This is a genomic window from Polaribacter sp. Hel_I_88, from assembly GCF_000687935.1.
GTDB lineage: Bacteria > Bacteroidota > Bacteroidia > Flavobacteriales > Flavobacteriaceae > Polaribacter.
In genome coordinates this window covers 1,915,048-1,932,507 of the sequence record NZ_JHZZ01000001.1, presented here as the reverse complement: position 1 = coordinate 1,932,507, position 17,460 = coordinate 1,915,048, and the positions used below count along the sequence as shown (strand labels likewise).

The following is a 17,460-nucleotide window of genomic DNA, read 5'->3' as shown; positions in this document are numbered from 1 at the left end:
AATTAATGTTTAGGCTTTTAGTTATAATTTTTAATTTAAAACTTAGTTTCTAAGCTTCAAAAGGAGTTACAGAAACGTAAGATCTATTATCTCTTTTCTTACGGAATTCAACAACTCCATCAACTTTTGCATGTAAAGTATGATCTTTACCCATGTAAACGTTTTCTCCTGGATTGTGTGTTGTACCTCTTTGACGAACAATTATATTTCCTGCAATTGCAGCTTGTCCTCCAAATATTTTTACACCAAGTCTTTTCGATTCTGATTCTCTACCATTCTTCGAACTACCTACACCTTTTTTATGTGCCATTTTCTTGAGTTTTTATAAGTTAAAGTAAATTATAGTTGGTTATTTTTCAATACCACCTTCTAATCTATCTTGTAATTCTTTTAATTCATCCCATTTACCATCAGCAGCTAAAGCAGCTTGTTTTGGCCAAGTGTCTGTAACAATATGAGATAACCTTGAGCTAGCTTCTGTTAAGATTTCGCTTAATTTAGCAGCATCTGTTTTAGCTACTTTTGCAAAAGTATCTAAACCTGCGTTTACTAAAGCTTCAGCAGCTTTAGGTCCTGCACCTTCAATTTTCTTTAAATCATCTCCTTTAGATGATTTTTTTGGAGCGGCTTTTTTAGATGCTTTTGGAGCTTCTTTTTTTGCAGCTTTCACAGAACCAGAAGCAGCAATAGTTTCAATTTGAATCTCGCTTAAATACTGTCTGTGTCCGTTTTTCTTTTGGTAACCTTTTCTTCTTTTCTTTTTAAAGACGATTACTTTATCACCTTTTAAATGACTTAAAATTTGAGCGGTTACTGATGCTCCTTCTATAGCTGGGGCGCCTAAAGTTACATTTCCTGCGTCATCAAGTAAAAGAACGTTATCAAAAGTTACTTTTGATCCTTCTTCTCCTTGTAAACGATGAACGTAAACTTTTTGGTCTTTTGCTACTTTAAACTGCTGCCCTGCTATCTCTACGATTGCGTACATACTAATTAGTTTTGCGTATTTGTTGATATTAATGCATTTAACTTACTGAAAATGCGGATGCAAATATACATATTTTTTATAATCTAGCAATAATACTAATTATTAAATATTTTTATTATAAATTTCAAAATAATCACTGTATTTCTCTCTTTTTTAAATGTGCTTTATTATTTTTGATGCTGACGAGGTTTTTGAGGTTATTTTGTAACAATCAAGCACACATAGCGTCAAATTACTAATGTAAATTATTAACTAAATAAAAATCAATGAAGAAAAGTATTTTATCTCTTGCTTCTGCAATGTTATTTGTATTTGCTACAAATGCACAAAAAGTAGAGTTTGAAGAGTATGATTTAAGTAATGGAATGCACGTTATTTTGCATAAAGACACTTCTGCTCCAGTTGTTGTAACTTCTGTAATGTATCATGTAGGTGCCAAAGACGAACAACCAGGAAGAACAGGTATGGCTCACTTTTTTGAACACTTGTTATTTGAAGGAACAGAAAACATCGACAAAGGTGAATGGTTTAAAATTGTATCATCTAATGGAGGTAGAAATAATGCCAATACTACTGATGATAGAACGTATTATTATGAAATTTTCCCATCAAACAAATTAGAATTAGGACTTTGGATGGAATCTGAGCGTTTATTACACCCAATTATTGGTCAAGATGGTGTTGATACGCAAAACGAAGTAGTAAAAGAAGAAAAAAGATTGCGTGTAGACAATCAACCTTATTCTCGCTTTTTAGAATATGTAAAAGAAAACATGTTTAAAAAGCATCCTTATAAAGGGACTACTATTGGTAAAATGGAAGATTTGGATGCTGCTACCTTAGACGAGTTTTTGGCTTTTAACAAAAAATTCTATGTACCAAACAATGCTACTTTAGTAGTTGCTGGAGATATTGACGTACCTGCTGCAAAAAAAATGATTCAAGATTATTTTGGACCAATTCCTAGTGGAGCAGAAGTTGAAAAAGATTTTCCTCAAGAAGATCCAATTACTGAAGCAATGACTGCTAAAGGATATGATCCAAACATTCAAATACCTGCAATTATGGCTGCGTATAGAACGCCATCTATGAAAACTAGAGATTCTAGGGTTTTAGATATGATTTCGTCTTATTTAAGTAGAGGAAAAAGTTCTGTTTTATATAAAAAGTTAGTTGATGAGAAAAAAATGGCATTAGAAGCTGGTGCAATTAATGTTAGTCAAGAAGATTATGGAACATATATTTTATTTGGTTTACCTCAAGGTGAAACGAAATTAGAAGATATCATTGCAGAAATCGACGAAGAAATTGTAAAAATTCAAACCGATTTAATTTCAGAAAAAGATTTTCAGAAATTACAAAATCAGTTCGAAAACAATTTTGTGAATTCTAACTCAAGTGTAGAAGGTATTGCAAGTTCTTTAGCAACTTATAATGTTTTATATGGAGATACAAATTTAATCAACACAGAAATTGATATTTTTAGATCTATTACTAGAGAAGAAATAAGAGAGGTTGCTAAAAAATATTTGAATCCTAATCAAAGATTAACTTTAGAATATTTACCAGAAGCAAAATAATAGCTAAAAAGTCGTTTATCGATTTTTATAAATTAAGATATAAATTATGAAAACAAAAATATTAGGATTAGTAGCACTGTTTTTAAGCACATTGGCTATTAATGCACAAATAGATAGAAGTACAATGCCAGAACCAGGACCAGATCCTGTTGTAAAATTAGGGAAACCAGTAAAGTTTACTTTAGATAATGGTTTAAAAGTAATTATGGTAGAAAACCATAAGCTACCAAGAATTTCTGCAAACTTAACAATCGACAATAAACCTTATTTTGAAGGCGAAATTGCAGGAGTTTCTGGAATGATGGGAAGTTTATTGGGTAGAGGAACTGAAAACATTACCAAAGATGAATTTAACGAAAAAGTAGATTTTTACGGAGCCAATGTTAGCTTTTTTAGCTCAGGAGCTTTTGCATCCTCTTTAACAAAATATTTTCCTGAAATCTTAGGATTAATGGCAGATGGTGTTAAAAACTCTAAATTTACTCAAGAAGAATTTGACAAAGAAGTGAACATAACTTTAGATGGTTTAAAGTCTAATGAAAAAAATGTAACTTCTGCTGCAAGAAGAGTAGAAAATGTGTTGACTTATGGCAGAAATCATCCTTATGGAGAATTTACATCAAAAGAAAGTGTTGGCAATATTCAATTAAAAGATGTTGTAAATAATTACAATACTTATTACAGACCTAACAATGCTTATTTAGTTATTGAAGGAGATATCAACCCAAAAGAAGCAAAAAAATTAGTGACATCTTTATTTGCTGATTGGCAAAAAGGCGTGATACCTGCATACACAATTCCGCCAACAAAAAATGTTGCTACCACAGAAATCGATTTTATTAATATGGATAATGCAGTACAATCTGAAATTGCAATTATTAATAATGTAGATTTAACTTTAGGCGATGATGATTATTATGCAGCTTTAATGGCTAGTAATATTCTTGGTGGTGGTGGAACTGCTCGTTTATTTATGAACTTAAGAGAAGATAAAGGCTATACATATGGTTCTTATGCTAGCTTAAGACAAAGTAAATATGCTGGTACTTTTAGAGCAACTGCTAGTGTTAGAAACATGGTTACAGATAGCTCTGTAGTTGAGTTGCAGAAAGAAATCAATAAAATTAGATATAAAAAAGTATCTGCAGAAGAATTAGCAAACTCTAAAGAAGAGTATATTGGTGGTTTTGTAATGGATGTACAAAAACCAACCACTGTAGCAAACTTTGCACTAAATATTGAGCGTTACAATTTACCTAACGATTTTTACGAAAACTATATTAAAAATATAAAAGCAGTTACTTTAGATGATGTTCAGAATGCTGCAATAAAATATTTTAAAGGAGACCAAGCAAGAATTGTAATTACAGGAAAAGGAATTGATGTTCTTAAAAATCTTGAAAAAACAGATTATATAATTAACTATTTTGATAAAGAAGGAAACCCTACAGAAAAACCAGCAATGACATTGCCAATTCCTGCAGGAATGACTGCTGCTAATGTTGTAGACAAATATGTTGAAGCAATTGGTGGTAAAGACAAAGTGATGGCTGTAGAGTCTGTTATGATGGTTTCTAATGCAACTATTCAAGGAACGCCATTAGTAATGACAAGCAAATCTGCTGCACCAAATAAAACTTCTATGGTTATTTCTGTAATGGGAAATGCGATGCAAAAAATGGTTTTTGATGGAACAACAGGCTATCAAGAAGCAAGAGGTCAAAAAATGGATATGAAACCAGAAGAAATTGAAGAAGCAAAATCAACGATGGCTCCTTTTGCTGATATGGCTTATAAAAACGGAAAATTAGATAGAATTGAACCAATTGATGGTGAGAATTATTATGTAATTATTTCTGGTGATACTCAAATCTTCTACGATGTAAAAACAGGTTTAAAATCGAAAGAAGTTAAAACTGTAAAAACTCCTAATGGAGATGTGCAAGTACCAACAACTTTTAGCGATTATAAAGCTGTGAATGGTATTATGTTTCCTCATGCTGTTACTATGAAATCTGGCCCTATGGATTTAAATTTCGAAGTAAAAGAAATTAAAATAAATGAAGGTGTTACTGATGCCGATTTTAAATAAGATCTTTTAAAATTACAAATTGATAAAAGAGTCAAGACTTAGGTTTTGGCTCTTTTTTTTATGTTGATGTTTTCAGACACGGATTTCACGAATTTTCATGCATAAAAGCCCTCAACAATTCTTTTTAATTTTGAATTATTAATTATACAATTTTGCATTAATTACTTCGCATTAAATTTATAATAAAAATAAAGACCACAAATTCACGAATTTCAATTATTGCCAAATATGTTTTATTTTATTGGTATGAAAATCCAGAGGATTTTAAAATTCGTGTAGATATATTAGATAAGATTTATTGTGTTTTAATTCGTGAATTCGTGGCAAAAATTTGATACGTTTCTCACAGATGAAAAAGTTAAAAGGATATAAATAAGAGAGTTTTAAAAATAATTAAATCTTTTCTCTCTCTCCTCTATAATCTTTTTTTTAATGCCTTGTTTCTTGTTTCCTTTCAATCTAAAATATTTCAAGATAAAAACCTACTTCTTTTTATTCACTAAATAAACACCTAATAAAATAATTAAACCTGCAAATAGCTGAACAAAACTTAATTCTTCTCCATCTAAATATCCCCAAAAAACGGCCACAATTGGTATTAAATAGGTTACAGAAGATGCAAAAACAGGCGATGCTAAATGCACCATTTTATTATAAAATATCTTAGCGATTCCTGTGCCTAAAACAGCTAAAATTGTAATATAACCCAAAGCTGTTAATGTGGTTTCTGTTGACTCGAAAGTGCTAAAAAAGTCAGTTGATAAAAGCACAAGAAACGCTGGCAGTATCAACACTAAAAAATTACCAGTTACAATACTTAAAGCACTAATGTCATGCAAATATTTCTTTACAATATTTACGTTTAAAGCATACCCAAAAGAAGCAAAAACTACTAAAATAGCAAACCAATAATTTTGATCTGGATTTAAGTTTGCGCCATTTAAAATCAATAAAACCGTTCCAATTAAGCCTATAAAAATTCCAAAAAGTTGTTGTCTTTTAAATGTATAACCAAAAATTAAAGCCCCAAAAATTAGCGTATTAAAGGGAGTTAAAGAATTCAAAATAGAAGCAATAGAACTATCAATTCCGTTAATTGCATAAGCAAATAGAAAAACAGGAAAAAAAGTACTTAAAAAAGAGGTTAAAAATATAAATTTATAATGCCTTTTTTGAATTTGTTTTAAGCTCTTAAAACCTATCAACAATAAAAAAACAGCAGCGATTAACATTCGTAAAGCACCCACTTGTATAGGTGTTAAACCTATCAATGCTTTTTTCATTAAAATGAAAGAACTTCCCCAAACTAAAGAAAGCATTATTAAATACAACCATTTTTTCTGTTGAAGATTCATAATACAGGTTAAATTTTATGCAAAAGTCTACTAATTATTTAAATACGAGTTATTTTATTAATAAATTTGCATAATAATTCTATAAAAATATTCTAATGAAATTTCAAAAAATAATATACTCGGTTGCAATTGCATGTTTCATTTTAACGGGTTGTAAAGAAGAAGTAAAGGAAGTAAAAAAGGAAAATGTGTCTTTAGCTATTTCTGGAATGACTTGCGAAATTGGTTGTGCAAAAACAATTCAATCTAAATTATCCAAAAAAGAAGGTGTTTTAGATGCCAAAGTTGTATTTACAGATAGTATTGCAAACATAGAATTTGATGCTAATAAAACATCAAAAAAAGAATTAATGGCTTTTATAACTGGAATTGCTGGTGGCGAATTATATAAAGCTTCAGAAAGTTCTAATAAAGCACATGTTTGCTCTGACGAATGTAAAGAAAAGTGCGAAATGAAAGCAGAAAAAATGGCTTGCAAAGTAGATTGCACAATGGCTTGTTGCAAGGATAAGAAAGCTTAAAGCTTTTTAAATATTTCCAAAAACATAAAAGCAGGCTCTCGAGCCTGCTTTTATGTTTTTGGAAACTATCATCAAAATATAGTCAAGTGTAAATACATCAATAAAAGATTGATGAATACTTTATTTTTAAGGTTAGATTTAAAAAGAAAAAAAAACTTTACTTTAATTAAAATGATTGAGTGATTAAAAAAGTTTAATATTTAGTTTTACAACTATGATTTTTGTGCTCTTTTTTTTAATAGTTTAGTACTAACTAAAAATATACTTTACAAATCATAAAACAATTAGTAAAAGCTTCCTTTAAAATCAGCAAAGAAATTATTTAAAATTTAGAATCCTTTTTATGAAAGTTAATGTTTTCGAAGTATTAAAAACCAAACTAAAAAGAATTATTTCCTTTATAAAAAAGCATCCTTTCAAAAGTTTATTTTATTTAATTGCTTCCGTTTGTTCTTTTGCAATTTTATTAGTACTTTTTACTTACGTAGGTGTTTTTGGCAAATTACCTACAAAAGATTTCTTATTACAATTAAAAACACCACTTACATCTACACTTTACGCAAGCAATAAAGAACAAATTGGATTTTATTATCTTCAGAACAGGTCTAACATAGACAGTACAGAAATACCAAAAGCATTAAAAGATGCTTTAATTGCAACAGAAGATAGTAGGTTTTACGAACATAATGGCATTGATTATAAGAGTTATGGACGTGTTTTTATAAAATCGGTAATATTAAGACAAAATGCTGGTGGTGGAAGCACACTTACACAACAAGTAGCCAAAAATACCTTTGGTAGAAAGAGCCATTTTTTACTCTCTACTCCTATCAACAAAATAAAAGAAATTTTTATCGCAAGAAAATTAGAGAAAATTTACACAAAAGATGAAATTTTACTACTGTATTTAAACACAGTAACTTTCGGAGAAAATATTTATGGAATAGAAAAGGCTGCTTTTCGTTTTTTTAATAAACCTCCAGCAAAATTATCGATTGGTGAATGTGCAACACTCGTGGGTTTACTAAAAGCGCCAACATTTTACAATCCTAGGAAGCATCCTGAACGTGCAACAACCAGAAGAAATGTAGTGCTACAACAAATGGTTAAATACAACTATCTATCTATTAATGAGCAACAAAAAGCACAAAAACCCTTAAAGTTAAATTATCAAGAACCTAAAAAACTATCATCTTTAAATTCTTATTTTAAAGAATATATAAATTCCGAATTTAATGCTTGGGCAAAAGAAAACCCTGCAGAAGATGGGCATATTTACAATTTAGAAACGGATGGTTTAAAAATATATTCCACATTAAATAGTTCTGTACAGAAATCGAGTGAAAAAGCGATGTTAAGACAAATGGTAAATCTTCAAAAATTGATGGATTTACATTGGGAAGCTTTAAGTACAGAAGGAGGTAAAGAAGAGTTGCTTAGAAAATTACTCAATCAAACAAATGATGTAAAAAAATGGAAATCTCAAGGCAAAAGTGATGTTGAAATTGAACAGCTTTCATCAGAAAAAAAACCACGAAAACACTATACACTCAATTTAGGAAATGAACAAAAACTACAATCTTTAAAAGATTCTATTGCTACAGCTATTAACAGGTTACACACAGGCTTACTTACAATTAATAGCCAAACTGGAAGAATTTTAGGCTATGTTGCAGGTATCGACTATGGAATGAGTCAAAAAGATAATATTTTAGAAAAAAAACAAGTAGGTTCTACTTTTAAACCTATAACCTATTTGGCCGCACTTGAAAAAGGGAAAAATCCGTGTGATTTTTATAATAATAGTTTAATAACCTATAAAAATTACGAAAACTGGCAACCAAAAAATTCGAGCGGGAATTATGGTGGAAGTTATAGTATGCATGGTGCATTAGCGAACTCCATAAACACAGTTTCGGTTCGACTTCAAATGGAAGTGGGAATAGAACCTGTACAAAAATTAGCAGAAAAAATGGGTGTTACAGCAACATTGCCTAAAGTACCATCAATTGTTTTAGGAACTGGAAGCATTTCACTTTTTGATATGGTTACAGCTTATGCAAGTATTTCAAATGGAGGCAAACGCATAAAACCTTATGCTATTGAGCGTATTGAAGATGAAAATGGAGTTGTTTTATACCAAGCAAAACCAACTTATACAAATCGAGTTGCAAGTGAAAAAAATATAAAAAAACTACAACAAATGATGGGAACAGCTTTAACTGATGGTACAGCTTCTCGTATTCAAAATTATGCAATTCCTTTTAATTTAATTGGTAAAACAGGCACAACTCAAAATAATGGAGATGGTTGGTTTATTGCCTGTTCTCCAGAAATTGTGGTAGGTTCTTGGGTTGGTACTTTTGATAAAAGAGTACAATTTAAAAGTACAAATATGGGCTCTGGAGCAAATACAGCATTGCCAATGGTAGCAGCAATATTCAAGGATTTAAGTCTTTGGAATAAAACAATGCTTACCAATTTTGAGTATGAAAAACCCTATTTTGATTGTCCTCCGTTTTTAGAAATTAATGCAGCTGAGGCTATGGAATATATAAAAACTGATAGCACTTTTATAAATCAACGAAAAATAAAAGATTCTATTTTTGAAAGTTCTAAAATCTTGATAGACTCAATACAAGAGAACCCATAAAAAACTATTCTTAAAGTTTTTTTATCTAATTTTTATCGACTTATATTCCTTTGGATGAATCACTATTTTTCAAAAAAAGAAACTGCAAAACATCACATCCTAATACAGAAAAATATATTTAGTCTTCGAATATTGAAATAAAAGCTCTTTTTGAGCAATAATTAAATATATTTGTGATTGAAACTTCAAACAAAAGAAATGAAAAAAATACTTTATGCATTTATAGTTTTCTCTTTAGTTTTTTCAGGATGTACAAGTCCAAAAACAGATGAGGAACCAATGAACGACACCCCAACTGCTGTTGATGATTCTTCTTCAACAAACGAAAATACAGCAGTTAACATTAATGTTTTAGCAAATGATAGTTTTGGTAATGATGGCCCTAATTCAGGCCCAATTTCTATACCATCTTCAACAACAATAAATGGAGCTACAATTGCTGTAAATAATGCAGGAACACCAAATGACCCAACAGATGACACTATAGATTACAATCCTGAGACTAATTTTAATGGCGCAGATACTTTTGATTATACAATTACAGATAGTAATGGAGATACATCCTCTGCTAGTGTAAGTGTTAATGTTATTCCACCTTCAGGACCAGCTGTAGGTACTGTTTTTAATGATGGGACATTAAAATACACAATAACAAACGCAAATAGTAACGAAGTATCTGTTGAAAAAAATACAAATGATGGTCCTTCAGGTGTTTTAGAAATACCAGCAACTATTGATCAATTTGACATAACTTATAACGTTACAAGTATTGTAGACGAAGGTTTTGCATATACCTACAACATTACAAGTGTTACAATACCAAACAATATAAAAACTATTGGAAATTTAGCTTTTTACGACTCTCAAGCAATTACAAGTGTAAGCATTGCAGATTCTGTTACAGAAATTGGACATGATGCTTTTGGGAGATGTATCAGTTTATCTACAATTAATATTCCAGCAGGAACTACTCATTTATCAGATGGTCTTTTTGCGAGTAATAGAAGTTTAGCAAACATTACAATTCCAAGCAACATTACAAGTATCGGAAATAGTGTTTTTTATGATTGTAGTAGTTTAAATAACGTTACAATTCCTAGTAGTGTTGTAAATGCAAATATGGGTACCTCTGTTTTTGGTTTATGTGCTAGTTTAACAAACATTACTTTTCCTGATACGTTTACAACAATACCTAACGAAACATTTTATGCCTGTAACAGTTTAGAAAACTTTACGATACCTAACAACATTACTACAATAGGTTCATCAGCATTTTATGAATGTAGTGTATTAAAAGAAATTAATATACCAGCAACTGTATCTACTATTGGAGAATCTGCTTTTGGTGCTTGTATTAACTTAACAAAAGCTGTAATACCAGACAATATTACAAGTTTACCAAATAATCTTTTTTATGAATGCTCATCACTTAAAGAAGTTAACATTCCAAATGGCGTAACAAGCATTGGAAGTAGTATTTTTTATGCATGTAGCACTTTAGAAGAAATTGTTTTACCTAACAGCATTACAAGTATTGGAAATAGTGCATTTGGTAATTGTCCTCAATTGCAAAACTTTGATTTACCAACTAATTTAACAACCATAGAAGCAACTACATTTTTTAATTGTAGTAGTTTAACTGAAATTAATATTCCAAGTAGTGTAACAAGTATAAAAAATGGAGCTTTTGCTGGCTGTAATAGTCTTAGTGAATTAACGATTCCTGAAGGTGTAACTTCTTTACCTAATATTGCATTCTATAACTGCAGTAGTTTAACAACAGTTAACTTTCCAAGTACTTTAACCACAATAGGAGAAACTGCGTTTGGTAATTGCTTTAGCTTAACTACTTTTGATGTACCAAACACGATTACAAGTATATCAAAACAAGCATTTTTTCAGTGTACTAGCTTAGCAACTGTAAATATTCCAAATACCATTACAAGTATTGGTGAACAAGCTTTTTATAACTGCAATGGTTTAAAAAACATGAATATTAACGTGCCAACTCCAATTACTATAAATGCAAATGTTTTTGAATTTGTTGCAACAAGTGGCATCAATTTAAAAGTACCTTCTGGTTCTGTAGACACTTACAAAAATGCTGATATATGGAAAGGTTTTAGTTCAATAACTGCACTTTAAAATTCAACCATTTTTTATTGAAACAAAACAGTCTAACTAAAATTAGACTGTTTTTTTTTGCTGTAAAGTAGCATGAAACATCATATTTTCATCAATTTTAAATAAAACAAAACTCTTTAAGAAATTAAAGAGTTATTTTGAAAAAATATATATATTTGTATCTAATATATAGTTCATTCCCCCTTCAAAATATAAAAATATCAATAATGATGAACTTATTAAAGCTAGGTGCTGTTTTTAAATCACTTAAAAATAGCAGTTTATGCCTTTTTATGTTTTTTTACATCGTTGCTCTTTCTCAAAATCAACCGATTAAAACGACTACAACAAACTACGATACCTCTACAGAAATTACTGAAGATGAATTATTTAAAGCAACTAAAGCATTTGTTGCATCAAAAGAATTTGATAAAGCACTCTTAATTTTATCTAAAAATTACAATCGTTTTTCCGAAAGTTTAAATATAAATTGGTTGTATGCACATGTTTTATCTTTAAATAATGATAAAATAAATGCTGAAGCTAAATTTAAAAAAGCAATTTCTTTATCACCTAATAATGAAAATTTAGAAAAAGATTATGCCAGATTTTTATATGAAATCGGAAAACTAAACGAAGTTGAAGCTATTTTATCAAAATACATAACAGAAGACTCAAAAGACGTAGAGTTTTTATTAATGCTAGCAAATATTAGTTTTTGGAATGGTGATGTAAAAATGGCGAAAGAAAAAGTAGCTAAAATCAAAGAAATTTATCCAGAAACAACTCTTACAGACAACTTATCAAGTCAAATAAGAGAACTAACTGCATTTTATTTAAATGCTAATTTTGAATATCAAACAGATTCACAGCCTTTAGAATACTTTGCACAACATGTATCTTTAGAGAAATATATCTCTAAATTTTTAAATCCTAAGTTAGAAGTTTCTAACTATAATTTTTCTCCACAAACAGAACAAGCCTTGATTGTGAAAGTAAACAATAAGTTTCATTTTTATGATGTAGGCCTAAAAATAAACCTAACTGGTGGTGTTTATAAAAACTTTTCTGGCGAAACTGATTGGGTAGGTGGCTTTCGATTTATACAGCAATTAAGCCAAGAAGCATCTTTAAATTTTGGATATTCTAAAAACAGTTTGTTAAGCACAATTGCAAGTACTACATTCAATTTAACAAACCAAAATGTTTTTGGAGAGTTTGATTATAACCATAAATATGTAGCTATTCATGCAGCTTATAATCAACAGTTTTATGAAGATGATAACAATATAAAATTATTTGGTGCCTACATTGTATCACAACCCATTAAACTTTACAAGTTTAGTTTTCAAGCTGGTTATGGATATAATTTTTCAGATTCTAAAAATGTTTTATTTGTTTATGATAATAATGGTGTAGGAGTTTACGACCCTTATTTTACGCCAAAAGAACAAGAAATACATTCGGCACTTTTTATAACAAATTTTAAGCCAACAAAAAATTTAACGCTTAAGGCAAAATTAAATTATGGATTACAAGCTTCTGTAAGAAATCCATTTTCTAGTGAAGTAACCCCAAATAATTTTGAAATAGGTGGTTTTTATGATGAAACTTTTTCTTATACAGAAATTGAAGGTTCTATTAACTACGCTATTTCTAACAAATTTGGAATGAATGTTATGTATACTTTTCAAGAAACATTTTTTTATGACAGAAATAATATTAATTTAGGATTGAATTATAGATTTTAATGAATTCAAAACTACGAAACGATTTATTTAAATTTAAAGAAGCTAAAAGAGTTACTGGCTTTGATAAGGCTATATTTTTAGGCCTAACATTTGCTGGGCTTTTAAGTATGTTTAATTTAATTGAATGGTGGTTTAGGGGCGAACACATTTCCAATCTTTTTCTTTTTGTAATATTAAGTCTCTTTTTCTTATATGGAATTATAAGAGTTGCATTAATTTGGATAAATTATTTACGAATTCAAAAACCTAAAGAAGTACCAGTTCCAGAAAAAAATTTAAGTGTCGCTGTTTTTACAACGTCTGCTCCTGGAGAACCTTTATCGATGTTCGAAAACACATTTAAGGCACTAAAAAACTTAAATTATCCACACACAACTTATTTATTAGATAGTACAGAAGACATCGCTTTTAAAGAATTAGCAGAAGAACATGATGTTGTTTGGTTAAATTTAGCAAATTTACCTGGAGCAAAAGCAGGTAAAATAAACGAAACACTAAAAAGAACAAAAGAAGAATTTATTCTAATATTAGACCCAGATCATATTGTTTTGCCTAATTTTTTAGATCAAACTTTAGGATTTTTTCAAGATGAAAAAGTTGGGTTTGTACAAGTAAGCCAAGGATACTATAACATGTATCGCTCATTTACAGCAAAAGGCGCAGCAGAACAAACATACACCTTTTATGGACCAACTCAAATGGGTTTAAATGGGTATGGAAGTGCAGTTGCCATTGGTGCAAATTGTACTTTTAGAAGAAAAGCCCTAGAAAGTATTGGAGGCCATGCTCAAGGTTTAGCTGAAGATTTACAAACATCTTTAAGAATTCATGCAAAAGGTTGGCAATCTGTTTACAACCCTGTAATTGTAAGTCGTGGTTTGGTGCCAGAAGATTTTACATCATTTTGTAAACAACAACTTAAATGGGCAAGAGGTGTTTTTGAATTATTGTTTGATGAAATTCCGTCAACTTTAAAACACCTTACTTTTTGGCAAAAATTATCTTATTTATCAATTGGTAGTTATTATTTATTTGGTCCTATAACAGCTTTCTTTATTTTTGTTCCCTTATTATTTTTTACAACAAAAATAAGTCCTGCAAGTATGGATTTTACAGAATTTATTGTACTTGGAACTCCTATTTTATTAATTTCTATTCTAATTTATGGTTATGCTCAAAGGTTTTTGTGTGATCAAAAAACAGAAAGAGGAATCCATTGGAGAGGTATGGTTTTAAAATATTCTTGCTGGCCTGTTTTTACATACGCGTTTTACTTAACACTAATTAATAAAAAAATTCCTTATATTCCCACTGCCAAAATAGCCGTAAAAGGATTTTTGAATCCTTTTGTAAAACCATTAATATTATATTGTATTATATTTTTATTGATGTTGGTTGGCATATATATAGAAAGAAGATATTACATTCCCGAAAGCGAATTAATTCTTACAGCCCAAAAAACATGGGCAATGATAGGTTTTGCTATGATTGCTTTTGTGCAATTTTTAGGAGGTATTGGAGCTGCTTTTAAATCTTTATATATAAAAGCAGAAAATGCTTGGAGTAAAGTAATTGTATCAGCAGATAAAAAAATCAAAATAAAAAACAACTAACTAACAAATATCAAAAAACATGAAAGTAGTAATTTTAGCAGGTGGGTTTGGTACTAGATTAAGTGAGGAAACAGCCTCAATTCCAAAACCTATGGTAAAAATTGGTGACAAACCAATTATTTGGCACATCATGAAACATTATTCTAGTTATGGTTTTAATGATTTTGTAATTTTAGGAGGTTATAAATCTTATGTTATCAAAGAATATTTTGCAAATTATTACTTACATCAATCTGATGTTGAGTTTGATATGACAAATAATACAATGACAACTTTAGATTCTAAAACAGAAGATTGGAAAGTAACAGTTTTAGATACTGGTTTACATACCATGACTGGTGGAAGAATTAAAAGAGCTGCCAAATATTTAGACGAACCATTTATGCTAACCTATGGAGATGGTGTAAGTAACGTAAATATTGGAGAGCTTGTAAAATTTCATAAAAGTCATTCTCAAAAAGTAACTATGACTTGCGTGCAGCCAGAAGGTAGATTTGGTGCTGTTGATATTAATGTTGAAAGCAATGTGATTAACAGCTTTATGGAAAAACCAAAAGGAGATGGAGCTTGGATTAATGGTGGTTTCTTTGTTTGTGATCCTATTGTTTTTGATTATCTTGAAAATGATACCACAATATTTGAAAGAAGTCCTTTAGAAAATATTGCAAACGACAAGCTATTAGCTGCCTATAAACACACAGGTTTTTGGAAACCTATGGATACGTTGAGAGATAAAAACGAATTAGAGTCTAAATGGGCTGATAATAAAGCACCTTGGAAAACATGGTAAATTTCGAATCCCTATTTGAAGGAGTTTATAAAGATAAAAAAGTTCTTTTAACAGGCCATACAGGTTTTAAAGGTCCTTGGTTAGCTCTTTGGCTAGAAAAAATGGGCGCAAAAGTTTATGGGTTTTCATTAAAAAACGAAGATGAAATAAATCATTTAAGTTTATTAAATCTTGGCATAGAGCAAAAAATAGCAGATATCAGAGATGCGAATGTTTTAGAGAAATATTTTCAAGAAGTACAACCAGATATTGTATTTCATTTAGCTGCACAAGCTTTAGTAAGAAAATCGTATGATGATCCTGTAGAAACATTTTCTACAAATGTTATGGGTACTTTAAACATTTTTGAAGCCTGTAGAAAAACACCTTCTGTAAAAGCCATTATTAACGTAACTACAGATAAATGTTACGAAAATAAGGAATGGGAATGGGGTTATAGAGAAAACGAACCTATGGGTGGTTATGATCCTTATAGTGCTTCTAAAGGATGTTCAGAATTACTAACATCTTCTTACAGAAACTCTTATTTTAATCCTAAAGATTTTGGTCATAAACACGAAGTTTTACTAGCTAGTGGACGTGCAGGAAATGTAATTGGTGGTGGTGATTGGGCTGTAGACAGATTAATACCAGATATTATAAAAGCAACTGCTAATAACGAAGCTGTTTTAGTTAGAAATCCTTTGGCTACAAGACCTTGGCAACATGTTTTAGAACCCTTAAGTGGTTATTTAACATTGGGTTGGAAATTGTTGAAAAAAGATGTTTCTGCAGCTGAAGGATGGAATTTTGGACCCGACAATAATAGCAACTTACAAGTAGGAGATATTGTAAAATTATCTCACGAATATTGGAAAAATATACAAATCGAAATCAGTAAAAATACTGACGAACATCATGAAGCAAATTTATTGATGTTAGATTGCTCAAAAGCCAACAAAAAATTAAAATGGAAAGCTGTTTGGGGAATTGATAAAACTATTGATAAAACTATTTCTTGGTATAAAGAATATTACGAAAACAATAAAATTTTATCTCATACTGATTTAGAGGAATATATAACAGATGCAAAGGCAGCAAATATTCTATGGGCGCTATAAATTTAAAAGATAAAAAAATAATTGTTGTTGGCGGAAATGGTTATTTAGGAAGTTTTTTAGTAAAAGCCTTAAAAGAACAAGAAGCTGATGTTTTTATAATTTCTAGAAATTGTGAAGCATCAGATTCTCAATTTATCGTTGATATTACTAATTTTGATGAAACTAAGAATATCATCCAAAAAATAAAACCAGATATTGTTTATCATTTAGCAGCCAATATCAGCAGAAATAGAGATTTTGATATCTATGAAAATATGGCTGCTGTAAATGTGCAAGGAACTTTAAATATTTTAAAATCTTTAGAAGGTATAGATGCACATTTTATATTTACATCTTCGAGTGAAATCTATGGAAATAATGAATCTCCATTTCATGAAAACCAAATTCCTAAGCCAGTATCACCTTACTCTTTAACAAAAATTAATGCAGAAATGTTAATTCAAACATACTGCACTAATCACCAGAAAAAGTTTACAACCTTAAGAGTCTTTAATTTTTATGGAGAACATATGCCTGAAGAATTTTTTATTCCTCAGATGATTAATTCACTAAAGGATGGAAAAGATTTTTTAATGACAAAAGGAGAACAAGTCAGAGATTTTTTATATGTTAGTGATGTTGTTAGTGCATTAATTTTATCGGCACAAAACACAAATTCTTATGGAGAAACTATGAATGTTTGTAGTGGTAAAGGCACAAAATTAAGTACTTTAGCAGCCGCTGTAAATAATACTATGAAAACCAAAGCTAAAATTATGTTAGGAGCAATTCCTTATAGAGATAATGAGGTTTGGGAAATGATAGGAGACAATTCAAAAATTAAAAACAATATTGGTTTTATACCTGCTATTAGTATAGAAAAAGGCATAGAAATCGTTATAAACAAATCATAA

General features: G+C 29.9%; 13 protein-coding genes. 10 read left to right on the top strand and 3 right to left on the bottom strand.

Translation table 11 applies throughout. The features are described 5' to 3' along the window. Window positions 1-49: 49 nt before the first annotated feature. On the bottom strand, window positions 50-310 hold the full coding sequence (gene rpmA, locus P161_RS0108645; protein WP_026776612.1) for a 50S ribosomal protein L27: 261 nt from the start codon (window positions 308-310) through the stop codon (window positions 50-52). Window positions 311-349: 39 nt separating this feature from the next. After that, window positions 350-988: a 50S ribosomal protein L21 gene (rplU, locus tag P161_RS0108640; RefSeq protein ID WP_026776611.1), complete on the bottom strand. Its 639-nt coding sequence runs from the start codon at window positions 986-988 to the stop codon at window positions 350-352. A gap of 266 nt (window positions 989-1,254) precedes the next feature. Here rplU and P161_RS0108635 point away from each other — a divergent pair, with 266 nt between their 5' ends. Together P161_RS0108635 and P161_RS0108630 are read left to right on the top strand one after the other, a co-directional pair. Further along, a complete protein-coding gene (locus P161_RS0108635; RefSeq protein ID WP_026776610.1) occupies window positions 1,255-2,568 on the top strand; it encodes a pitrilysin family protein in 1,314 nt (437 codons plus the stop codon). A gap of 46 nt (window positions 2,569-2,614) precedes the next feature. Continuing rightward, window positions 2,615-4,660: a pitrilysin family protein gene (locus P161_RS0108630; protein ID WP_026776609.1), complete on the top strand. Its 2,046-nt coding sequence runs from the start codon at window positions 2,615-2,617 to the stop codon at window positions 4,658-4,660. A gap of 482 nt (window positions 4,661-5,142) precedes the next feature. Here the strand turns inward: P161_RS0108630 and P161_RS0108625 are convergent, their stop codons facing one another. Beyond that, complete coding sequence (locus tag P161_RS0108625) at window positions 5,143-6,015, bottom strand: DMT family transporter (protein WP_026776608.1); 873 nt, start codon at window positions 6,013-6,015, stop codon at window positions 5,143-5,145. Between the two features lie 95 nt (window positions 6,016-6,110). Between P161_RS0108625 and P161_RS0108620 the strand changes: the two genes are divergently transcribed. From P161_RS0108620 to P161_RS19080, 8 genes are all read left to right on the top strand, one after another. Beyond that, on the top strand, window positions 6,111-6,536 hold the full coding sequence (locus P161_RS0108620; RefSeq protein ID WP_026776607.1) for a cation transporter: 426 nt from the start codon (window positions 6,111-6,113) through the stop codon (window positions 6,534-6,536). A gap of 343 nt (window positions 6,537-6,879) precedes the next feature. After that, complete coding sequence (locus P161_RS18290; protein ID WP_036841357.1) at window positions 6,880-9,189, top strand: transglycosylase domain-containing protein; 2,310 nt, start codon at window positions 6,880-6,882, stop codon at window positions 9,187-9,189. A gap of 198 nt (window positions 9,190-9,387) precedes the next feature. Beyond that, window positions 9,388-11,334: a leucine-rich repeat protein gene (locus P161_RS19085; protein ID WP_051605703.1), complete on the top strand. Its 1,947-nt coding sequence runs from the start codon at window positions 9,388-9,390 to the stop codon at window positions 11,332-11,334. Window positions 11,335-11,540: 206 nt separating this feature from the next. Next, the gene (locus P161_RS0108605) at window positions 11,541-13,064 is read left to right on the top strand and encodes a tetratricopeptide repeat protein (protein WP_155810448.1); all 1,524 of its coding nucleotides are present in this window, start codon (window positions 11,541-11,543) and stop codon (window positions 13,062-13,064) included. Next, window positions 13,064-14,677 carry a glycosyltransferase family 2 protein gene (locus P161_RS18280; RefSeq protein ID WP_051605702.1) on the top strand — a complete coding sequence of 538 codons (1,614 nt, stop codon included), beginning with the start codon at window positions 13,064-13,066 and terminating at the stop codon, window positions 14,675-14,677. The genes P161_RS0108605 and P161_RS18280 overlap by 1 nt, the downstream gene beginning before the upstream one ends. Before the next feature lie 19 nt (window positions 14,678-14,696). Further along, window positions 14,697-15,467 (top strand): glucose-1-phosphate cytidylyltransferase, encoded by a 771-nt coding sequence (gene rfbF / locus P161_RS0108595; RefSeq protein WP_026776605.1) that lies wholly within the window; start codon window positions 14,697-14,699, stop codon window positions 15,465-15,467. Continuing rightward, window positions 15,461-16,567, top strand: coding sequence for a CDP-glucose 4,6-dehydratase (gene rfbG / locus P161_RS0108590; protein WP_036841355.1), 1,107 nt, complete (start codon window positions 15,461-15,463; stop codon window positions 16,565-16,567). Before rfbF ends, rfbG begins: the two co-directional genes overlap by 7 nt. Then, a complete protein-coding gene (locus tag P161_RS19080) occupies window positions 16,555-17,460 on the top strand; it encodes an NAD(P)-dependent oxidoreductase (protein ID WP_026776603.1) in 906 nt (301 codons plus the stop codon). Before rfbG ends, P161_RS19080 begins: the two co-directional genes overlap by 13 nt.